Origin of the sequence: Microbacterium sp. ABRD28, assembly GCF_003850245.1 — a bacterium.
GTDB lineage: Bacteria > Actinomycetota > Actinomycetes > Actinomycetales > Microbacteriaceae > Microbacterium.
Window position 1 is genome coordinate 180,517 of the sequence record NZ_CP031015.1, and the last position, 20,216, is coordinate 200,732.

General features: G+C 67.3%; 31 protein-coding genes. All 31 read right to left on the minus strand.

What is annotated here, in order from left to right; translation table 11 throughout:
• Positions 1–76 precede the first annotated feature (76 nt).
• Positions 77–757 carry a DsbA family protein gene (locus DT073_RS00915; protein ID WP_124291693.1) on the minus strand — a complete coding sequence of 227 codons (681 nt, stop codon included), beginning with the start codon at positions 755–757 and terminating at the stop codon, positions 77–79.
• A 26-nt stretch (positions 758–783) separates the two neighbouring features.
• Positions 784–1,617: a type I methionyl aminopeptidase gene (gene map / locus DT073_RS00920; RefSeq protein ID WP_124294272.1), complete on the minus strand. Its 834-nt coding sequence runs from the start codon at positions 1,615–1,617 to the stop codon at positions 784–786.
• A gap of 8 nt (positions 1,618–1,625) precedes the next feature.
• Positions 1,626–2,219 carry an adenylate kinase gene (locus tag DT073_RS00925; protein WP_124291694.1) on the minus strand — a complete coding sequence of 198 codons (594 nt, stop codon included), beginning with the start codon at positions 2,217–2,219 and terminating at the stop codon, positions 1,626–1,628.
• Positions 2,219–3,541 carry a preprotein translocase subunit SecY gene (gene secY / locus DT073_RS00930; RefSeq protein ID WP_124294273.1) on the minus strand — a complete coding sequence of 441 codons (1,323 nt, stop codon included), beginning with the start codon at positions 3,539–3,541 and terminating at the stop codon, positions 2,219–2,221. The genes DT073_RS00925 and secY overlap by 1 nt, the downstream gene beginning before the upstream one ends.
• A 101-nt stretch (positions 3,542–3,642) precedes the next feature.
• A complete protein-coding gene (rplO, locus tag DT073_RS00935) occupies positions 3,643–4,239 on the minus strand; it encodes a 50S ribosomal protein L15 (protein ID WP_124291695.1) in 597 nt (198 codons plus the stop codon).
• On the minus strand, positions 4,239–4,424 hold the full coding sequence (gene rpmD / locus DT073_RS00940) for a 50S ribosomal protein L30 (protein WP_124291696.1): 186 nt from the start codon (positions 4,422–4,424) through the stop codon (positions 4,239–4,241). Before rpmD ends, rplO begins: the two co-directional genes overlap by 1 nt.
• Positions 4,424–5,086, minus strand: a complete 663-nt coding sequence (gene rpsE / locus DT073_RS00945; RefSeq protein WP_124291697.1) for a 30S ribosomal protein S5 — start codon at positions 5,084–5,086, stop codon at positions 4,424–4,426. Before rpsE ends, rpmD begins: the two co-directional genes overlap by 1 nt.
• 20 nt (positions 5,087–5,106) lie before the next feature.
• Positions 5,107–5,466 carry a 50S ribosomal protein L18 gene (gene rplR, locus DT073_RS00950; protein WP_124291698.1) on the minus strand — a complete coding sequence of 120 codons (360 nt, stop codon included), beginning with the start codon at positions 5,464–5,466 and terminating at the stop codon, positions 5,107–5,109.
• Positions 5,467–5,468: 2 nt separating this feature from the next.
• Entirely contained in the window at positions 5,469–6,005 is a 537-nt protein-coding gene (rplF, locus tag DT073_RS00955; protein ID WP_124291699.1) for a 50S ribosomal protein L6, read from the minus strand.
• A gap of 6 nt (positions 6,006–6,011) precedes the next feature.
• Positions 6,012–6,410, minus strand: coding sequence for a 30S ribosomal protein S8 (gene rpsH, locus DT073_RS00960; RefSeq protein ID WP_124291700.1), 399 nt, complete (start codon positions 6,408–6,410; stop codon positions 6,012–6,014).
• 69 nt (positions 6,411–6,479) lie between these two features.
• Positions 6,480–7,070, minus strand: coding sequence for a 50S ribosomal protein L5 (gene rplE, locus DT073_RS00965; RefSeq protein WP_124291701.1), 591 nt, complete (start codon positions 7,068–7,070; stop codon positions 6,480–6,482).
• Positions 7,071–7,072: 2 nt separating this feature from the next.
• Positions 7,073–7,432 carry a 50S ribosomal protein L24 gene (gene rplX, locus DT073_RS00970; protein WP_124291702.1) on the minus strand — a complete coding sequence of 120 codons (360 nt, stop codon included), beginning with the start codon at positions 7,430–7,432 and terminating at the stop codon, positions 7,073–7,075.
• A 2-nt stretch (positions 7,433–7,434) separates the two neighbouring features.
• Positions 7,435–7,803, minus strand: coding sequence for a 50S ribosomal protein L14 (gene rplN, locus DT073_RS00975; protein WP_124291703.1), 369 nt, complete (start codon positions 7,801–7,803; stop codon positions 7,435–7,437).
• Between the two features lie 3 nt (positions 7,804–7,806).
• Positions 7,807–8,142, minus strand: a complete 336-nt coding sequence (gene rpsQ / locus DT073_RS16120) for a 30S ribosomal protein S17 (RefSeq protein ID WP_164478113.1) — start codon at positions 8,140–8,142, stop codon at positions 7,807–7,809.
• Entirely contained in the window at positions 8,142–8,459 is a 318-nt protein-coding gene (rpmC, locus tag DT073_RS00985; protein ID WP_124291704.1) for a 50S ribosomal protein L29, read from the minus strand. The genes rpsQ and rpmC overlap by 1 nt, the downstream gene beginning before the upstream one ends.
• Positions 8,459–8,878, minus strand: a complete 420-nt coding sequence (gene rplP / locus DT073_RS00990) for a 50S ribosomal protein L16 (RefSeq protein ID WP_124291705.1) — start codon at positions 8,876–8,878, stop codon at positions 8,459–8,461. Before rplP ends, rpmC begins: the two co-directional genes overlap by 1 nt.
• Positions 8,878–9,633 (minus strand): 30S ribosomal protein S3, encoded by a 756-nt coding sequence (gene rpsC / locus DT073_RS00995; RefSeq protein ID WP_124291706.1) that lies wholly within the window; start codon positions 9,631–9,633, stop codon positions 8,878–8,880. The genes rplP and rpsC overlap by 1 nt, the downstream gene beginning before the upstream one ends.
• Positions 9,633–10,031, minus strand: coding sequence for a 50S ribosomal protein L22 (gene rplV, locus DT073_RS01000; RefSeq protein ID WP_124291707.1), 399 nt, complete (start codon positions 10,029–10,031; stop codon positions 9,633–9,635). The genes rpsC and rplV overlap by 1 nt, the downstream gene beginning before the upstream one ends.
• 23 nt (positions 10,032–10,054) lie before the next feature.
• A complete protein-coding gene (rpsS, locus tag DT073_RS01005) occupies positions 10,055–10,336 on the minus strand; it encodes a 30S ribosomal protein S19 (protein WP_124291708.1) in 282 nt (93 codons plus the stop codon).
• A gap of 13 nt (positions 10,337–10,349) precedes the next feature.
• Positions 10,350–11,189 (minus strand): 50S ribosomal protein L2, encoded by an 840-nt coding sequence (rplB, locus tag DT073_RS01010; protein ID WP_124291709.1) that lies wholly within the window; start codon positions 11,187–11,189, stop codon positions 10,350–10,352.
• A 22-nt stretch (positions 11,190–11,211) separates the two neighbouring features.
• Positions 11,212–11,517, minus strand: a complete 306-nt coding sequence (rplW, locus tag DT073_RS01015; protein ID WP_124291710.1) for a 50S ribosomal protein L23 — start codon at positions 11,515–11,517, stop codon at positions 11,212–11,214.
• Positions 11,514–12,176, minus strand: coding sequence for a 50S ribosomal protein L4 (gene rplD / locus DT073_RS01020; protein ID WP_124291711.1), 663 nt, complete (start codon positions 12,174–12,176; stop codon positions 11,514–11,516). The genes rplW and rplD overlap by 4 nt, the downstream gene beginning before the upstream one ends.
• Positions 12,177–12,181: 5 nt before the next feature.
• Positions 12,182–12,841 (minus strand): 50S ribosomal protein L3, encoded by a 660-nt coding sequence (rplC, locus tag DT073_RS01025; RefSeq protein WP_124291712.1) that lies wholly within the window; start codon positions 12,839–12,841, stop codon positions 12,182–12,184.
• 11 nt (positions 12,842–12,852) lie between these two features.
• Positions 12,853–13,161, minus strand: a complete 309-nt coding sequence (gene rpsJ / locus DT073_RS01030) for a 30S ribosomal protein S10 (protein WP_045246810.1) — start codon at positions 13,159–13,161, stop codon at positions 12,853–12,855.
• 461 nt (positions 13,162–13,622) lie between these two features.
• Positions 13,623–14,561 (minus strand): type IV toxin-antitoxin system AbiEi family antitoxin, encoded by a 939-nt coding sequence (locus tag DT073_RS01035; RefSeq protein ID WP_124291713.1) that lies wholly within the window; start codon positions 14,559–14,561, stop codon positions 13,623–13,625.
• 98 nt (positions 14,562–14,659) lie between these two features.
• Positions 14,660–14,875, minus strand: a complete 216-nt coding sequence (locus tag DT073_RS01040; RefSeq protein ID WP_124291714.1) for an Rv0909 family putative TA system antitoxin — start codon at positions 14,873–14,875, stop codon at positions 14,660–14,662.
• 198 nt (positions 14,876–15,073) lie between these two features.
• Entirely contained in the window at positions 15,074–16,267 is a 1,194-nt protein-coding gene (tuf, locus tag DT073_RS01045) for an elongation factor Tu (protein WP_124291715.1), read from the minus strand.
• A gap of 126 nt (positions 16,268–16,393) precedes the next feature.
• Positions 16,394–18,508: an elongation factor G gene (fusA, locus tag DT073_RS01050; protein ID WP_124291716.1), complete on the minus strand. Its 2,115-nt coding sequence runs from the start codon at positions 18,506–18,508 to the stop codon at positions 16,394–16,396.
• Between the two features lie 73 nt (positions 18,509–18,581).
• Complete coding sequence (rpsG, locus tag DT073_RS01055) at positions 18,582–19,052, minus strand: 30S ribosomal protein S7 (RefSeq protein WP_124291717.1); 471 nt, start codon at positions 19,050–19,052, stop codon at positions 18,582–18,584.
• Positions 19,053–19,057: 5 nt separating this feature from the next.
• Entirely contained in the window at positions 19,058–19,426 is a 369-nt protein-coding gene (gene rpsL, locus DT073_RS01060) for a 30S ribosomal protein S12 (protein WP_018171438.1), read from the minus strand.
• A 245-nt stretch (positions 19,427–19,671) separates the two neighbouring features.
• The gene (locus tag DT073_RS01065; RefSeq protein WP_124291718.1) at positions 19,672–20,214 is read right to left on the minus strand and encodes a hypothetical protein; all 543 of its coding nucleotides are present in this window, start codon (positions 20,212–20,214) and stop codon (positions 19,672–19,674) included.
• Between the last annotated feature and the right edge of the window lie 2 nt (positions 20,215–20,216).

Consider the following 20,216-nt stretch of genomic DNA (forward strand, 5'->3'; position numbering starts at 1 on the left):
GCGTACATCTGCGACGGATGAAGGAACGGAGAGGGGCGCGCGAAGCGCGCGGGAGCGGGTGGGCGCGGGTCGCGGGTCAGGAGAAGAGCGGGGCGAGATCGACCAATGGATCGCCCGTGAGTTGCAGGAACTCACCGTTCAGCAGGACCGTCGGCGTTCCCACTCGCCCGGTCTCGGGATTCGGCGGCGTCTGCTGCGTCATCGATGACACGAACCCGCTGTACCGCTGCTCGCTCACGCACGCGTCGACACCCTCGGCGCCGACCGACCCCGCGATCTCGATCAGCTGCGCGTCCGTCAGTCCCGACGAGCCCTCCGCCGGCTGGTTCGCGTACAGCGCCTGCATGTACGACACCGCGGAATCGGGCGCCGTCTCGGCGACGCAGTACATGGCGTTGGCCGCGCGCGTGGAGTACTCGGTGCCCTGGGAGTACCGGTCGAGGATCGCGATCGGATGGATGCCCAGGGTGATGGTCCCGTCGTCGACGAGCTGCTGCATCGACTCGCCGTAGGCCTGCTCGAACTGGTTGCAGATCGGGCACATGAAGTCGATGTAGGTGTCGAGGGTCTGCTCGCCCGTCCCGACCTCGATGGCACCGGTCTCGGCGTTGATCGAGGCCGACTGGGGTGCCGGCCCCGCGTCATCCGTCGCGTTGTTCGACCACACCACGATCGCCGCCGTCACGACGAGCGCCAGAACCACGGCGACACTCACGAGAATCGCGAACCAGTTGACCTTGCGCGTGGCGGTTGCCATCGGCGTCCTCCCTGAAAATCCCGGCGCTACCGGATCGGTGCCGGGGTGACGCCGAACGGCGCGAGCCCGGCTGCGCCGCCGTCGGGCGCGGTGAGCACCCACACACCCTCATCATGCACCGCGACGCTATGTTCCCAGTGTGAGCCGGCCGAGCCGTCGACGGTCGAGACGGTCCAGCCGTCGTCCTCGACGAACGTCGCATCCGACCCCGCGACGACCATCGGCTCGATCGCGAGGGCGAGCCCGGGCCGCACCTCGGGGCCGGGGTCGTCGACGCGGTAGTTGAACACCGACGGCGACTCGTGCATCTTCCGGCCGATGCCGTGACCGACGTACTCGCGGAGAATCCCGTAGTCCTCGCCGTGAGCCCGGATGTAGTCCTCGATCGCCGCGCCGACGTCGGCGATGTGCCGGGCGGAGGCGAGCGCCGCGATGCCCGCCCACAGCGACCCCTCCGTTACCCGCGAGAGCTGCTCCCGCTCGGCGACGAGCTCGGGGCGCGACGGGTCGGGCAGGACGACGGTGAACGCCGAGTCGCCGTTCCAGCCCTTGTACTCCGCGCCGGCATCGATCGAGAGGATGTCGCCGGGTTCGAGCGGGCGGTCACCGGGGATCCCGTGCACCACCTGCTCGTTCACCGACGCGCAGACGGTGTGCCGGTACCCGCGCACCATCTGGAAGTTCGATTTCGCCCCGCGCGAGACGATCAGATCGGATGCCGCGGCATCCAGCTCCCGCGTCGTGACGCCGGGTGCGATGAGGGCCTTCACGGCGGCGAGGGCATCGGCCGTGATGAGGCCGGGTTCGACCATCGCCCGCAGCTGCGCGGGGGTCTTGTAGATCGAGCGGCGCAGTCCCACGTTCAGACTCACGCGGCCGCGGGGCTCCCGAGCCCTCGGGCCCGGAGCGCGGCGAGGATGCGCTCGGTGATCTCGTCGACCGTGCCGGTGCCGTCGATCTCGTCGACGATGCCGCGCGTGGCGTACACGCCGATGATCGGCGCCGTCTCGCTCTCGTAGATCGCCAGGCGCTGCGCGATGACGGCCTCGGTGTCATCGGCGCGTCCCTGCTCGAGCGCACGCTTGCTCAGGCGGGCGATCGACTCCTCGCGGGGCACCTCGAGCACGATGACCGCGTCGAGCTCCTCCTCGCGGCCGCCCAGGAACTCGTCGAGGTGCATGACCTGCGGAAGGTTGCGCGGATATCCGTCGAGGAGGAAGCCGCTCGCGGCATCCTCCTTTGACAGTCGATCGCGCACGACCGCGCTCGTCAGCTCGTCGGGGACGAGCTGCCCGGCGTCGATGATCTCCTTGACCTGCACACCGAGCTCGGTGCCGCCTGCGACGTTCGCGCGGAAGACGTCGCCGGTCGAGACGACCGGCACGCCGAGCGCCTCGGCGATGCGGACGCCCTGGGTGCCCTTGCCCGAGCCCTGCGGCCCGACGATGAGGAGACGAGCCATCAGCGCAGAAGCCCTTCGTAGTGACGCTGCTGCAGCTGCGCGTCGATCTGCTTCACGGTCTCCAGACCCACACCGACGATGATGAGGATCGAGGCGCCGCCGAACGGGAAGTTCTGGTTCGCCCCCACGAGCGCCAGCGCGAACAGCGGCAGGAGCGCGACCAGGCCCAGGTAGATCGAACCCGGCAGGGTGATGCGGGTCAGCACGTAGTCGAGGTACTCCGCCGTCGGACGTCCGGCGCGGATGCCCGGGATGAAGCCGCCGTACTTCTTCATGTTGTCGGCGACGTCGACCGGGTTGAAGGTGATCGCGACGTAGAAGTAGGTGAAGCCGACGATCAGCAGGAAGTACAGCGCCATGTACAGCGGGTGATCGCCCGAGACGAGGTACTGCTGGATCCACGCCACCCAGCCCGGAACCTCCTGGCCCGGCTGCGGCTGGTTGAACTGCGCGATGAGCGCGGGGATGTACAGCAGCGACGAGGCGAAGATGACCGGCACCACACCGGCCATGTTGACCTTGATCGGGATGTAGGTGTTGGTGCCGCCGTAGGTGCGCCGGCCGACCATCCTCTTGGCGTACTGCACCGGGATCCGGCGCTGCGACTGTTCGACGAAGACCACCAGCGCGACCACGACCATGCCGACGGCGAGGACGAGGAGGAAGACCTCGAAGCCGCGCGACTGAGCGATCGCCCACATCGAGGCGGGGAACGCGGCGGCGATCGAGGTGAAGATCAGCAGAGACATGCCGTTGCCGATTCCTCGCTCGGTGACGAGCTCGGCGAACCACATGATGAGGCCGGTACCGGCGGTCATCGTGATGATCATCAGCAGCTGCGCCCACCACACGTCGTTGGTGAGCAGCTGCTCGCACTCGGGGATGCCGGTGATGCCGAAGAGCTGGCCGCTGCGCGCCACGGTCACCAGGGTGGTGGACTGCAGCAGCGCAAGCGCGATGGTCAGGTACCGGGTGTACTGCGTGAGCCTGGCCTGACCCGCCTGGCCCTCCTTGTACAGCGCCTCGAAGTGCGGGATGACCACGCGCAGCAGCTGCACGATGATGGTCGCCGTGATGTACGGCATCACACCGAGCGCGAAGATGGACAGCTGCAGCAGCGCACCGCCCGAGAACAGGTTCACGAGCGACAGCAGGCCCTCGGTCCCGGCGCTGTCGCGCAGGCAGGACTGCACGTTCGGGAAGTCCACGAACGGCGCCGGCACGTGCGCACCGAGTCGGTACAGGGCGATGATGGCGAGGGTGAAAGCGATCTTCCGCCGCAGATCCGGAGTGCGGAAGACACGCGCGATGGCGCTGAACAAGAGGCTGCCTCCATTGGGGATGCCGACGACCACGCGGGCACGCCGACTCCCAGGGTAACGCGAGGAGGGGCCGGAGCGAACTCCGACCCCTCCTGCAGGCCTTACTGGGCGGTGCCCGCCGACTCGCCGGCGGAGACCGAGCCGCCCGCGGCGACGATCTTCTGCTCAGCGGAGCCCGACACCTTGTCGACCGAGACGTTGAGCGCGACCGAGATGTCGCCGGTGCCGAGCACCTTGACCTTCTCGTTCTTGCGCACCGCGCCCTTGGCGACCAGGTCGCCGATGGTCACGTCGCCGCCCTGCGGGTAGAGCTCGGCGAGCTTGTCGAGGTTGACCACCTGGTACTCGACGCGGAACGGGTTCTTGAACCCGCGCAGCTTCGGCGTACGCATGTGGAGGGGCATCTGCCCACCCTCGAAGCCGACCTTGACCTGGTAGCGGGCCTTGGTTCCCTTGGTACCGCGACCGGCCGTCTTGCCCTTCGAACCCTCACCGCGACCCACGCGGGTCTTGGCGGTGTGAGCACCGGGGACCGGGCGGAGGTGGTGCACCTTGAGCACGCCCGGGCGCGAAGCCGGGGCATCCTTCTTCGGCGCGCTCTTCGCAGCGGTCTCCTTCTTGGGCGCAGTCTTGCGCGCCGTGGTCTTCTTCGGCGCGGACTCGACGGCCTCGGCCGTCTCTTCCTTCTTCTCCGCCATCAGTCGATCTCCTCAACCTTCACGAGGTGGGCGACAGTGCGCACGTACCCGCGGGTCTGGGCGTCATCGGGACGGACGACGGTGTCGCCGATCCGCTTGAGACCCAGGCTCCGGAGGGTGTCGCGCTGATTCTGCTTCTCGCTCACCTTGGACTTGATCTGCGTCACCTTCAGACGCGCAGCCATCAGGCACCTACCTTCGCTGCTGCCGCGGCCTCGGCCTCGGCGCGGACCAGACGGGCGGGAGCGACCTGGTCGAAGTCCAGTCCACGGCGCGCGGCGACGTGACGGGGCTCCTCCAGCTGCTTCAGCGCCTCGACGGTCGCGTGGACGATGTTGATCGTGTTCGACGAACCGAGCGACTTCGACAGCACGTCGTGGATACCCGCGCACTCGAGGACGGCACGCACCGGGCCGCCCGCGATCACACCGGTACCGGCGGCGGCGGGGCGCAGGAGCACCACACCGGCGGCAGCCTCACCCTGGACGGGGTGCGGGATGGTCGAGGCGACGCGGGGTACGCGGAAGAAGTTCCGCTTGGCCTCTTCGACGCCCTTCGAGATCGCCAGCGGCACCTCTCGGGCCTTGCCGTAGCCGACGCCCACGAGCCCGTTGCCGTCGCCGACGACGACGAGCGCGGTGAAGCTGAAGCGACGACCACCCTTGACGACCTTCGACACGCGGTTGATCGTCACGACGCGCTCGAGGAACTGGCTCTCGCTGCGGTCGCGCGACCCACGGTCGCGGTTCGGGTTGCGCTCACGTCCACCGCGGCGCGGCTCGCGCTCACGCTCGGCGGGAGCGGTGGCGGCCTCGGCCGGAGCCTCGGCAGCGGCCTCTGCGGTCACGTTGTTCTCCTTGTTGTCACTCACAGGTTGAGCCCCCCTTCGCGGGCGCCGTCGGCGATGGCCGCGACACGACCTGCGTATCGGTTGCCGCCGCGGTCGAACACCACGTCGGAGACGCCGGCGGCCTTCGCGCGCTCAGCGACCAGCTCGCCGACCTTGCGGGCCTTGGCGGTCTTGTCACCGTCGAACCCGCGCAGGTCGGTTTCGAGCGTCGATGCGGATGCCACGGTGTGGCCCTTGCTGTCGTCGACGACCTGGACGAACACGTGGCGTGCCGAACGGGTGACGACCAGGCGGGGACGCTCGGAGGTGCCGACGACCTTCTTGCGAAGGCGGGCGTGACGGCGCGACCGCGCGTCGGACTTCGTCTTCACAGCCATGGTTACTTACCAGCCTTTCCGGCCTTGCGCCGAACGACCTCGCCGGCGTAGCGCACACCCTTGCCCTTGTACGGCTCGGGCTTGCGGATCTTGCGGATGTTCGCAGCCACCTCGCCGACGGCCTGCTTGTCGATGCCGCTCACGGTGACCTTGTTGTTGCCCTCGACCGTGAGCGTGATGCCCGCGGGGGGCTCGACGAGCACCGGGTGCGAGAAGCCGAGCGCGAACTCGATCGAGCTGCCCTTCTGCGCGACGCGGTAGCCGGTGCCGACGACCTCGAGGCCCTTGGTGTAGCCCTGGGTGACGCCGATGATGTTGTTGTTGATGAGCGTGCGGGTCAGGCCGTGGAGCGACCGCGACTCGCGCTCGTCGTCGGGACGGGTGACGATCACCTGGTTGTCCTCGACCTTGACTTCGATGGGACGGGCCACGGTGAGCGCGAGTTCGCCCTTGGGGCCCTTGACCGCGACGTCCTGTCCGGTCACCGTGATGGTGACGCCGGAGGGGATGTCGATCGGGAGACGTCCGATACGCGACATGTCAGATCACCACACGTAGGCGAGGACTTCCCCACCCACGCCCTTCTGCTCGGCCTGACGGTCGGTGAGAAGACCGGAGGAGGTGGACAGGATGGCAACGCCCAGACCGCCGAGGACCGTGGGGATCTCGGAGGACTTCGCGTAGACGCGCAGGCCCGGCTTCGACACGCGCTTGATGCCGGCGATGGACCGCTCGCGGTTCGGGCCGTACTTCAGCGTCAGGGTCAGCGTCTGGCCGACACGGGCGTCCTCGACGGCCCAGTCGGAGATGTAGCCCTCCTGCTTGAGGATGTCGGCGATGTGGGTCTTGAGCTTCGAGCTCGGCAGCGACACGGAGTCGTGGTGCGCCGAGTTCGCGTTGCGCAGACGGGTCAGCATGTCAGCGACCGGGTCTGTCATCGTCATTTCTTAGCTTCTTTCGTTCATGAGGTATCGGCAGCCGTTACACGACTGACGACCTTCCATGGTCAGGTGTTACTGCTGTGCGCCCTCGGCGCGGAAGGGGAAGCCGAGGTGGCGCAGGAGCGCGCGGCCCTCGTCATCCGTCTTCGCCGACGTCACGATCGTGATGTCGAACCCGCGGACGCGGTCGATCTTGTCCTGGTTGATCTCGTGGAAGACCGACTGCTCCTGCAGGCCGAAGGTGTAGTTGCCGTTGCCGTCGAACTGCGTGCCCGACAGGCCGCGGAAGTCGCGGATGCGAGGCAGAGCCAGGTTGACCAGGCGGTCCAGGAACTCCCACGCGCGGTCGCCCCGCAGGGTGACGTGCGCGCCGATGGCCTGGCCCTCACGCAGCTTGAACTGCGCGATGGACTTGCGGGCCTTGGTCACGACCGGCTTCTGACCGGTGATCTTGGTGAGGTCGTCGACCGCACCATCGATCACCTTGCTGTCGCGAGCTGCCTCGCCGACACCGGTGTTGACCACGACCTTCACGAGGCCCGGAATCTGCATGACGTTGGCGTAGCCGAACTCGTCCTGCAGCTTCTTCTGGATCTCGGACTTGTACTTCTGCTTCAGGCGGGGCTGGATTTTGCCAGCCTCGACGGCAGTTGCGCTGCTCATATTCAGAGGTCCTTGCCTGACTTCTTCGCGTAGCGCACGCGGACGGTGCGCTTCACGCCGTCCTTGACCTGCTCCTCGACGCGGTGACCGACGCGGGTCGGCTTCTTCGTCTGGGGGTCGACCAGGGAGACGTTGGAGATGTGGATCGGGGCTTCCATCGTTTCGATGCCACCCGTCTTGGTGCCGCGCTGGGACTGGCCCACGCGGTTGTGCTTGGTGACGAAGTTCACGCCTTCGACGATCACGCGGTTCTGCTCGGGAAGGACCTCGAGGACCTTGCCCTGCTTACCGCGGTCTCCGCCGCGCTCGGGCTTGGCGCCCGAGATGACCTGAACCAGGTCGCCCTTCTTGATCTTCGCCATGATCAGATGACCTCCGGGGCGAGCGAGACGATCTTCATGAACCGCTTGTCGCGCAGCTCACGGCCGACCGGCCCGAAGATGCGGGTGCCGCGGGGCTCCCCGTCGCTCTTCAGGATGACGGCGGCGTTCTCGTCGAACTTGATGTATGAGCCGTCGGCACGTCGGGTCTGCTTGACCGTCCGGACGACGACCGCCTTGACGACGTCACCCTTCTTGACGTTGCCGCCGGGGATGGCGTCCTTCACGGTGGCGACGATGACGTCGCCCACGCCGGCGTACCGACGGTTGGAGCCGCCGAGCACGCGAATGGTGAGCAGCTCCTTGGCGCCGGTGTTGTCGGCGACCTTCAGCCGGGATTCGTTCTGAATCATGTCTTACTTCGCCTTCTCGAGGACCTCGACCAGACGCCACCGCTTGGTGGCCGACAGGGGTCGGGTCTCGTTGATGAGGACGAGGTCGCCGATGCCGGCCGTGTTGGCCTCGTCGTGCGCCTTCACCTTGGACGTGCGGCGGATGACCTTGCCGTACAGCGGGTGCTTCACGCGGTCCTCGACCTCGACGACGATGGTCTTGTCCATCTTGTCGCTGACGACGTAGCCGCGGCGGGCCTTGCGGTACCCGCGGGCATCGGCGTCGCGCACATCGTGCTCGGCGCTCTCGTGGCCCTTGACCTGCTCCTTGGCGGCGTCGGCCTTCTTCGCGGTGGCCATCACTCAGCCCCCTCTTCCTTCGCGGCCGAGTCAGCGGCATCCGCCTTCTTGGCCTTCGTCTTCTTGGTCTTCGTCGCGGTCTCCACCGGCGCGGGCGTGGCACGGATGCCGAGCTCGCGCTCACGGATCACGGTGTACAGCCGCGCGATGTCGCGCTTGACGGCGCGAATGCGGCCGTGGCTCTCGAGCTGGCCGGTGGCCGACTGGAAGCGCAGGTTGAACAGCTCTTCCTTGGCCTTGCGCAGCTCCTCGACCAGGCGCTGGTCTTCGAACGTGTCGAGCTCGCTCGGTGCGAGCGTCTTGGTGCCGATCGCCATTACGCGTCGCCCTCCTCGCGCTTGATGATGCGTGCCTTCAGGGGCAGCTTGTGGATGGCACGGGTGAGCGCCTCACGAGCGAGCTGCTCGTTCACGCCCGAGACCTCGAAGAGGACCCGGCCCGGCTTGACGTTGGCGACCCACCACTCCGGCGAACCCTTACCGGAACCCATGCGGGTTTCGGCGGGCTTCTTGGTGAGCGGTCGGTCGGGGTAGATGTTGATCCACACCTTGCCGCCACGCTTGATGTGACGGGTCATCGCGATACGAGCGGACTCGATCTGACGGTTCGTCACGTACGCGGGGGTGAGGGCCTGGATGCCGAACTCGCCGAAGGAGACCTTCGTGCCGCCGGTGGCCTGGCCCGAGCGACCCGGGTGGTGCTGCTTGCGGTACTTGACCTTGCGGGGAATGAGCATTACGCCGACGCTCCTTCTGCGACGGGGGCCTCGCTGCGGGGGCCACGGCGGCGGTCGCCGCGGTCGTCACGACCGCGCGACTTGGGCGCGTTCGCCTGCTCGCGTGCGAGTTCCTTGTTGGTGAGGTCGCCCTTGTAGATCCAGACCTTCACGCCGATGCGGCCGAAGGTGGTCTTGGCCTCGTAGAAGCCGTAGTCGATGTTCGCGCGAAGCGTGTGCAGCGGCACACGGCCCTCGCGGTAGAACTCCGAACGGCTCATCTCGGCGCCGCCGAGGCGACCGGAGACCTGGATGCGGACGCCCTTGGCGCCGGCGCGCTGCGCGCCCTGCAGACCCTTGCGCATCGCGCGGCGGAACGCCACACGAGCCGAGAGCTGCTCCGCGATGCCCTGGGCGACCAGCTGAGCGTCGGCCTCGGGGTTCTTCACCTCGAGGATGTTCAGCTGGATCTGCTTGCCGGTGAGCTTCTCGAGGTCGGCGCGGATGCGCTCGGCCTCGGCGCCGCGACGACCGATCACGATGCCCGGGCGGGCGGTGTGGATGTCGACGCGGACGCGGTCACGGGTGCGCTCGATCTCGATGTTGCTGACACCGGCGCGGTCGAGCTGCTTCTGCAGCAGCTGACGGATCTTGATGTCCTCGGCCACGTAGTCGGCGTAGCGCTGACCCGGCTTCGTCGAGTCGGAGAACCACCGCGACACGTGGTCGGTGGTGATGCCGAGGCGGAAGCCGTACGGGTTGACCTTCTGTCCCATTACTTGCTCGCCTTCTTGCTCGTGGCAGCCGGAGCCGTCTCGGCGACCTCGGGGGTCGACAGCACGACGGTGATGTGGCTGGTGCGCTTCTTGATCTGGAACGCGCGACCCTGGGCACGGGGCTGGAAACGCTTGAGCGTCGTGCCCTCGTCCACGTACGCGTTCTTCACGTACAGGTCGGCGTCGTCGAGGTACTCGTTCTCCTTGTCGGCCTTGACGCGAGCATTCGCGATGGCCGACTCGACGAGCTTGTAGATGGGCTCACTGGCGCTCTGCTGAGCGAACTTCAGGATGGCCAGGGCCTCCTGAGCCTGCTTGCCCTTGATGAGAGCGACGACACGACGAGCCTTCTGAGGGGTCACGCGGATGTGTCGCACGCGTGCGATGGACTCCACCATTTCTCTCTCCTTGCGCCCCCGCGTCAGCGGCGGCGGCCCTTCTTGTCGTCCTTCTCGTGACCGCGGAAGGTGCGGGTGGGCGCGAACTCGCCCAGCTTGTGGCCGACCATCGTCTCGGTGACGAAGACCGGGATGTGCTTGCGGCCGTCGTGCACGGCGATCGTGTGGCCGAGCATGGCCGGCACGATCATCGAGCGACGTGACCACGTCTTGATGACGTTCTTGGTTCCCGCCTCGTTCTGCGAAACAACCTTGCGAAGCAGGTGCTCGTCGACGAAGGGGCCCTTCTTAAGACTGCGTGGCATCTGAAGTTCCTACCTACTTGCGCTTCTTGCCGGCGTTGCGACGGCGGACGATGAGCTTGTCGCTCTCCTTGTTGGCGTGGCGGGTGCGGCCCTCGGCCTGACCCCACGGCGACACCGGGTGACGACCGCCCGAGGTCTTGCCCTCACCACCACCGTGCGGGTGGTCGACCGGGTTCATGGCGACACCACGCACGGTCGGGCGGACGCCCTTCCAGCGCTTGCGGCCGGCCTTGCCCCAGTTGATGTTGGACTGTTCGGCGTTGCCGACCTCGCCGATCGTCGCGCGGCAGCGGACGTCGACGTTGCGGATCTCACCCGAGGGCAGACGCAGCTGGGCGTACGGGCCGTCCTTCGCGACCAGGCGCACAGCGGCGCCGGCCGAGCGGGCCATCTTCGCGCCGCCACCGGGGCGGAGCTCGATGGCGTGGATGACGGTACCCGTGGGGATGTTGCGCAGCGGCAGGTTGTTGCCCGGCTTGATGTCCGCAGACGGACCCGACTCGACCACGTCGCCCTGCGCCAGCTTGTTCGGCGCGAGGATGTAGCGCTTCTCACCGTCGACGTAGTGCAGCAGCGCGATGCGTGCGGTGCGGTTGGGGTCGTACTCGATGTGCGCGACCTTGGCGTTCACGCCGTCCTTGTCGTCACGACGGAAGTCGATGACGCGGTACTGGCGCTTGTGGCCACCACCGATGTGACGGGTCGTGATACGGCCCTGGTTGTTGCGGCCACCGGTCTTAGCCAGCGGGCGGAGGAGGGACTTCTCGGGCGTCGATCGGGTGATCTCGGCGAAGTCCGCCACCGACGAGCCGCGGCGACCGGGGGTCGTGGGCTTGTACTTGCGAATAGCCATGTTCTCGTCCTTATCCCGCCGGTCAGCCGACCGCGGTGAAGATGTCGATGGTGCCCGACTTCAGGGTCACGATGGCGCGCTTGGTGTCCTTGCGCTTGCCCATGCCGAAGCGGGTGCGACGGGCCTTGCCCGTGCGGTTCAGCGTGTTGACCGAGGCCACCTTGACGCCGAAGATCTTCTCGATCGCGAGCTTGATCTCGGTCTTGGTCGCCCGCGGGTCGACGAGGAAGGTGTACTTGCCCTCGTCGATGAGCCCGTAGCTCTTCTCGGACACGACCGGCTTCAGGATGATGTCGCGCGGGTCCTTATTGACGGCGATGTTGCTCATGCCGAGACCTCCTGGGTGGTGGCCGTGCGAGCCGAGACGAAGGCGTCGTACGCGGCCTTGGTGAAGACGATGTCGTCGGAGACGAGCACGTCGTAGGCGTTGAGCTGATCGAAGGACAGCACGTGGACGTACGCGAGGTTGCGGACGCTCATGACGCTGACCTCGTCGGTGCGCTCCACCACGACCAGGACGTTCTTGACGGCGCCGAGTGCGGTGAGCACGGACGCCGCGGCCTTGGTCGAGGGCGCATCGGTCACGCCGAGGGACTCGACGATGTGGAGGCGCTCACCACGGGCGCGGTCGCTCAGGGCGCCCAGGAGCGCCGCGGCGATCATCTTCTTGGGGGTGCGCTGCGAGTAGTCGCGGGGCTGCGGACCGTGGACGGTGCCACCGCCGCGGTGCTGCGGCATGCGGACCGAACCCTGACGGGCGTTACCCGTGCCCTTCTGCTTGAAGGGCTTGCGACCCGAACCCGAGACGTCGCCGCGGGTCTTGGTGGCGTGCGTCCCCTGGCGGGCGGCGGCACGCTGGGCGACGACGACCTGGTGGATCAGCGGGATGTTCGTCTTGACGTCGAAGAGCGCGGCGGGCAGCTCGACAGAGCCGGCCTTCTTGCCGTCGGCCTTCAGGACGTCGAGCGCGAGAGTGGAGTCAGCCATGTCGATCAGGCACCCTTCACTGCGTTGCGGACGTAGACGGTACGGCCACGGGCACCGGGGACGGCGCCCTTGACGAGCAGCAGACCCTTCTCGGCGTCCACGGCGTGCACCGTGAGGTTGAGAACGGTCACGCGCTCGCCGCCCATACGGCCGGCCATGCGCATGCCCTTGAAGACGCGGCTCGGGGTCGACGATGCGCCGATCGAACCGGGCTTGCGGTGGTTGCGGTGAGCACCGTGCGAAGCCGAGACACCGGCGAAGTTGTGACGCTTCATCACACCCGCCGTGCCCTTGCCCTTGCTGGTGCCGACGACGTCGACCAGCTGGCCGGCCTCGAAGACGCCGTCCACCGTGAGCTCCTGACCGAGTGAGTAGTCAGCGGCGTCAGCGGTGCGCACCTCGGTGAGGTGACGGCGGGGGGTGACGCCCGCGGCCTCGAAGTGGGCCGTCAGGGGCTTGTTCACCTTGCGGGGGTCGATGGCGCCGGCGGCGATCTGGACGGCCGAGTAGCCGTCCTTCTCCGCGGTGCGGATCTGGGTGACCACGTTGGGGGTCACCTCGATGACGGTGACGGGAACGAGCTTGCCGTTCTCATCCCAGACCTGGGTCATGCCGAGCTTGGTGCCCAGCAGAGCCTTGGAGACTTTTTCGTTGATGTGTGCCATGTCGACGAACCTCAGAGCTTGATCTCGATGTTGACGTCGGCCGGCAGGTCAAGGCGCATCAGCGAGTCGACGGCCTTGGGCGTGGGATCGATGATGTCGATCAGACGCTTGTGGGTGCGCATCTCGAAGTGCTCGCGGCTGTCCTTGTACTTGTGGGGCGACCGGATGACGACGACGACGTTCTTCTCCGTCGGGAGGGGCACGGGGCCCACGACCGTCGCGCCGGCACGGGTCACGGTGTCGACGATCTTGCGCGCCGACGAGTCGAGACCGGCGTGGTCGTACGACTTCAGTCGGATGCGGATCTTCTGTCCCGCCATGTGTCTGCTCACTCTCTTTCCGCGTCGTACCGTCCCGGAGGGCCCGGGGGCATTGGACGCACGGTGGCGCTGACGCGCCGTGGCACTTTCGCACCGCTTGCGCAGTGCGTGCTGCACCGCTGTTCTTCTGTCAATCCGGGCACGCGCGGCACCCGGCTTCCATGTCCCCTTCGGCACGCGAACGCGCGGCTCACGAGCCGGATGGGGAAGGATGTGTGCTGTTCTGCTGCCCGCGGCCTAGGCCTGTGGCGCTTGCGCACCGCCTATGCACTGCCCTGGCAGTGATCCGTCGCACGCCGAAGCGCGCCGGAATGTGGAACTGGAACAGTCTACGTGTCGCCCGGGCGTGTCGCAAACTCGGGCGTGTCGCGCCCGCGTGTCGGACGCCGCGCCGCCCCCGACCCGCGAGGGTGCACGCCCAACCCGCGAGGGTGCACCCCCAGCCCGCGACGGTGCACGTTTCACATCCGGGCGCGGGCCGACCACCCCTGGCCGAGCAGCGAGGCCCACAGCGTCGTCGCATCCGCTCTCTCCGGCCACCCCCAGTGCATGCCGGTCCATCCCGTCGCCGCCTCGATCGCGCCGAAACGTTCGCGCTGATCCGCCACGACCTCCGACCCCGACCGACCGCGGGTGAAGCGCGGGTCGCTGGTCTTGACCATGCCGTCGAACTCGCCGAATCGTCGGAGCGCCGGCCACGCGAAGTCCAACCAGAAGCGGCCGAGTGAGGTCTCGACCGGCATCTGGAGGGCGGGAGCGGGCATCCCGAGCTCCCACATCAGGTATCGGCTCTCGCTCTCGCCCGGCAGCTGAGCGCGTCCGTCGGCGAGCTCGATGATCGTGCGTGCCACACGAACCCCCCGGCCGCCCCGGGCCGCGGTGATCCGGTGTCGCACGAGCCGTCGGAACCCGTCGGCCGCAGCCGGATCGAGCTCGCGCCGAGCGTCATCCCACGCCACCAGGCGCAACGCACCGTCGAACGCGGCGAGCGCAGCCTGCGCGGGCAGCATGCGGATCACGTCGGCGACCGTGCGATCCAGGCTCGTCACCAGCATCCCGTTGATCTCGGCGATGTCCTCATCGGGGAGGGCCAGCTTGTGCCTGACGACGTCGCCACGCGTTTTGGGCGGATTCTCCCCACGGGGGATGACATGCACACGATCGTGCGGCCGACTCAGCGGCAGGCCGTGCAGCGCCGCCGCCGTCACGTGCGAGAACACGATGGCGGACCGCGCAGACGCCGCGACAGCCGTGGCTCTCAGGACCTGCCGTTCGTCGGCGAAGGCTCCGGCCCAGGCTTCGGTGCGCACCAGAGCACCGGCGCGCAGCCGGGAGAAGCCGTGTGGCGGCGAGCGGAACTCCGCGCTGCGAAGGATGTCGGGGGTCGGCGTGATCGTCACGCGTCGAGCGTGACCCACCCGGACGATCGGCGGGCGGGATCGCCGGCGATCGGTGGAGACGAACCGAAGACCCCGGTCTGTGCAGGAGCGGTGGACGCCTACTGGTTGCCGATGTGCTTGTCGACGTTCGCGCGGACGTTGTCGACGTGCTGGTCCACGGAGTCGGGCGCGACCTTCTTGACGAACTCCGCCGCCGCGTCGAGCGCCTTGTCACTGGCGTCCTCGGCCTGCTGGCTCTTGAGTGCTTCGTCGATCTTGTCTTTGTGCTGGTCGAGGAACTGCTTGCCCTGGTTGACGAGGTCGTCGATTCCCATGAAGGACTCCTTTGTGCCGTTTGACCCATCATGGCCGTCTTCCGGTGGACGCGGGTAGACCCTTTCACCGCATATGAGGGCACCCTCGCGGGGAGGGAGGGCACCCTCGCGGGGAGGGAGGGCACCCTCGCGGGGGAAGCGAGAACCCCCCGGGCATGAGCCCGGGGGGTTCTCGTGGGTGCGCCTAGGGCGCGGAGATCACTTGAGGATCTTGGTCACCGTGCCGGCGCCGACGGTGCGGCCACCCTCACGGATCGCGAAGCCGAGGCCCTCCTCCATGGCGATCGGCTGGATCAGCTCGACCGTCATGTCGGTGGTGTCACCGGGCATGACCATCTCGGTGCCCTCGGGCAGCGAGATGACGCCGGTGACGTCGGTGGTGCGGAAGTAGAACTGCGGACGGTAGTTCGTGAAGAACGGGTTGTGACGGCCGCCCTCCTCCTTGGACAGGATGTACGCCGTGCCCTCGAAGTTGGTGTGCGGGGTGACCGAACCGGGCTTCACGACGACCTGGCCGCGCTCGACGTCGTCGCGCTTGAGACCACGAAGGAGCAGACCACAGTTCTCGCCGGCCCACGCCTCGTCGAGCTGCTTGTGGAACATCTCGATACCCGTGACCGTGGTCTTCTGCGTCGGGCGGATGCCGACGATCTCGACCTCGGAGTTGATGGCGAGGGTGCCACGCTCGGCGCGGCCCGTGACGACGGTGCCACGACCGGTGATGGTGAAGACATCCTCGATGGGCATGAGGAACGGCTTGTCCTTGTCACGCACCGGGTCGGGGATGGACTCGTCGGCGGCGTCCATCAGCTCGACGATCGACTCGACCCACTTGTCGTCACCCTCGAGAGCCTTCAGGCCCGAGACGCGGACGACCGGAGCGTCATCGCCGGGGAAGCCCTGGCTGGACAGCAGCTCGCGGACCTCGAGCTCGACGAGCTCCAGGATCTCCTCGTCGTCGACCATGTCGGCCTTGTTCAGCGCGACCATCAGGTAGGGCACGCCGACCTGCTTGGCGAGCAGAACGTGCTCACGGGTCTGAGCCATCGGGCCGTCGGTGGCGGCGACCACGAGGATCGCACCGTCCATCTGAGCGGCACCGGTGATCATGTTCTTGATGTAGTCGGCGTGACCCGGGGCGTCCACGTGAGCGTAGTGACGCTTGGGGGTCTCGTACTCGACGTGCGAGATGTTGATCGTGATGCCGCGCTGACGCTCCTCGGGAGCCGAGTCGATCGACGCGAAGTCGCGCTGCACGTTGGTGGCCGACGGGTACTTGTCGGCGAGCACCTTCGAGATCGCGGCGGTGAGCGTGGTCTTGCCGTGGTCGACGTGACCGATCGTTCCGATGTTCACGTGCGGCTTGGTCCGCTCGAACTTGGCCTTAGCCACTGGGTCCTCCTCAGGACGGTCGTGTAGAAGTTCCGGGCACTGGTTTGCGACCGGTCGTCTACGGGGATGGCTCTCAGTGTAGTAGAGAGGGTTTCTGGTGGTTGGTGTGCGCGTGGCCCCGGAGGGTCACTCGCCCTTGGTCTTCTGGACGATCTCGTCCATGACGTTGCGCGGAACCTCGGCGTAGCTGTCGAACTCCATGGAGTACACAGCACGGCCCGAGGTCTTCGAGCGCAGGTCGCCGATGTAGCCGAACATCTCCGACAGCGGCACGTTGGCACGCACCACCTTGACGCCGGCGGCATCCTCCATCGACTGGATCTGCCCGCGACGGGAGTTCAGGTCGCCGATGACGTCGCCCATGTACTCCTCGGGAGTACGCACCTCGACGGCCATGATCGGCTCGAGGATGACGGGGTTCGCCTTGCGGATGGCCTCCTTGAAGCCCATCGACCCGGCGATCTTGAACGCCATCTCCGACGAGTCGACGTCGTGCGCCGCGCCGTCGAGGAGGATCGCCTTCACGCCGACCATCGGGTAGCCCGCCAGGACACCGACGTTCATCGCGTCCTGGAAACCGGCGTCGACCGAAGGGATGTACTCGCGCGGGATGCGGCCACCGGTGACCTTGTTCTCGAACTCGTACGTCTTGTCGGCCGTGACCTCGAGCGGCTCGATCGCGAACTGGATCTTCGCGAACTGACCCGAACCACCGGTCTGCTTCTTGTGGGTGTAGTCGTGACGCTCGACGGTCTTGCGGATCGTCTCGCGGTACGCGACCTGGGGCTTTCCGACGTTGGCCTCGACCTTGAACTCGCGCTTCATGCGGTCCACGAGGATGTCGAGGTGCAGCTCGCCCATACCGCGGATGACGGTCTGGCCGGTCTCGGCGTTCTGCTCCACACGGAACGTCGGGTCCTCTTCGGCGAGCTTCTGGATCGCCAGACCCAGCTTCTCCTGGTCGGCCTTGGTCTTGGGCTCGATGGCGACCTCGATGACCGGCTCGGGGAAGGTCATCGACTCCAGGACGACCTGGTTGCTGCTGTCGGACAGCGTGTCGCCCGTGGTGGTGTCCTTCAGGCCGATGACGGCGTAGATGTGCCCCGCGGTGACCGAGTCGACCGGCATCTCCTTGTTGGCGTGCATCTGGAAGATCTTCCCGATGCGCTCCTTCTTGCCCTTGGTCGCGTTGACGACCTGGGCACCGGAGTCGAGGTGACCCGAGTACACGCGGATGTAGGTGAGGCGACCGAAGAACGGGTGCGTGACGATCTTGAACGCCAGCGCCGTGAAGGGCTCATCGCGGTCGGGGTGACGCTCGATGATGATCTCTTCGTTCTTGGGGTCCTTCGCCTCGATGGCGGGGACGTCCAGCGGCGAGGGGAGGTAGTCCACGACCGCGTCGAGCATCGGCTGCACACCGCGGTTCTTGAACGCCGAGCCGCACAGCACGGGGTAGACCTCGCTGGCGATCGTCATCTTGCGGATGGCGCCCTTGATCTCCTCGTGGGTGAGCTCCTCGCCGCCGAAGTACTTCTCCAGGAGGACCTCGTCGCTTTCGGCGACGGTCTCCATGAGCTTCTCGCGGTACTCGTTGGCCTTGTCCACGAGGTCGGCCGGGATCTCCTGGATCTCGTACTTCGCACCCATGGTCACGTCACCCTTGGCGTCACCGGGCCACACCAGCGCACGCATGTAGACGAGGTCCACAACGCCGACGAAGTCGTTCTCGGCGCCGATCGGGATCTGCAGGACGAGGGGCTTTGCCTTCAGGCGGTTGACGATCGTGTCGACCGTGAAGTAGAAGTCGGCACCGAGCTTGTCCATCTTGTTGACGAAGCAGATGCGGGGGACGTCGTACTTGTCGGCCTGACGCCACACCGTCTCGGACTGGGGCTCGACGCCCTCCTTGCCGTCGAAGACGGCGACGGCACCGTCGAGCACGCGGAGCGAGCGCTCCACCTCGACGGTGAAGTCGACGTGCCCGGGGGTGTCGATGATGTTGATCTGGTTCTTCTCCCAGAAGCACGTCACCGCGGCGGAGGTGATCGTGATGCCACGCTCCTGCTCCTGCTCCATCCAGTCGGTGGTGGCAGCGCCGTCGTGGGTCTCGCCGATCTTGTGGTTGACGCCCGTGTAGAAGAGGATGCGCTCGGTCGTCGTCGTCTTGCCGGCATCGATGTGCGCCATGATGCCGATGTTGCGGACCTTCTTGAGGTCGGTGAGCACTTCTTGTGCCACGGGGTGTCTTCCTTACCTTGTGTCGGGCTTCACCGGCCGGAGGGGTGGCCTCCGGCCGGTGAGAGGATGCTGGTTACCAGCGGTAGTGCGCGAAGGCGCGGTTCGACTCGGCCATCTTGTGGGTGTCCTCGCGACGCTTGACCGCGGCACCCAGGCCGTTCGAGGCATCCAGGATCTCGTTCTGGAGGCGCTCGGTCATGGTCTTCTCGCGACGGCCCTTGGCGTAGCTGACGAGCCAGCGGAGCGCGAGCGTGTTGGCGCGGTGCGGCTTGACCTCGACCGGCACCTGATAGGTCGAACCGCCGACGCGGCGGCTCTTGACCTCGAGGGTGGGGCGGACGTTGTCGAGCGCCTTCTTGAGGGTCGCGACGGCGTCCTGGCCGTTCTTGGCCTCCACGCCGCGCAGGGCGTTGTAGACGATCGACTCGGCGATGGACTTCTTGCCGTCGACGAGGATCTTGTTGACGAGCTGGGTGACGATCGGCGCACCGTAGACCGGGTCGTTGACGACGACGCGGCGAGGAGCGGGTCCCTTACGAGGCATCTAACTCAACCCTTCTTCGCGCCGTAGCGGCTACGGGCCTGCTTGCGGTTCTTCACGGCCTGGGTGTCCAGGGCGCCGCGGACGATCTTGTAGCGGACACCGGGGAGGTCCTTCACACGGCCGCCGCGGACGAGCACCAGCGAGTGCTCCTGCAGGTTGTGGCCCTCACCGGGGATGTAGGCGGTGACCTCGGTCCCGTTGCGCAGCTTCACACGGGCGACCTTGCGCATCGCCGAGTTCGGCTTCTTCGGGGTGGTGGTGTACACGCGGGTGCACACGCCCGCCTGCTGCGGGTTCGCCTTCAGGGCGGGCGCCTTGGTCTTCGAGACCTTGGGCGAGCGACCCTTGCGAACCAACTGCTGAATGGTTGGCACGTTCTCTCCTTGTCAGTGCTGCACGGTGACAGCGTCGTGGTTTCACCACAGATCCACCGGCGCAGCAGAATGACCTGACGCGATTTCAAGGGTGGATATGCCGTGGGGGTGGCCTGTTCGCAGAACCAATCCCTGTGCGGCGCCGGGACGGCCGCTCGCCGGACCCAATCGTCGTGAGGCACAGCGGACGGCGCGCGTGAGCGCACACCCGCTCAATGATACGCCCCTTTCCGGGACCGGGCAATTCAGACCGGAAGGGAGAGCAGTGCGACGATCGCGACGACGGCCGCCACCAGGACCACGACCGCCACGATCACCGCCACCGCGGCCCGCCACCGCGACCGCTGCCGCCGCTCGGCCGCCGCTCGGCCGGCATCCACGACGGGCTGCGCAGGTTGGGAGGCGGGGGCGGTGCGCGGCACGCGGGCAGCCGTGTCGGCGCGGGGGCCGTAGACGTCGGTCTCGGGACCGGGCCGTCGCGCCGTCCGCGCAGCCCCGTCGCCATTCGTCGCGCCGCCGGCGTCGGGGGCAGGACGGATGACACCGGTCGACCGCGCATCGGCGGTGCGCACCGTCCATTCGTCCACACCGTCGCCGCGGCTGCGCGCCCGCCCTGAGACGACCGTCTCCTCGGCGGGGGCATGCCGGCTGGAGGGCGCGGTGGTCTCGACCGGGGCCTGACGCCGCGAGAGCAGCGTCTGCTCGACAGGGGCCTGAGAGTCGAGCTCCGGCGCGCCGGGCGCCTGACGCTTCGAGGGCGCCGTCCGTTCGTCGGGGACGTCGGTCATCG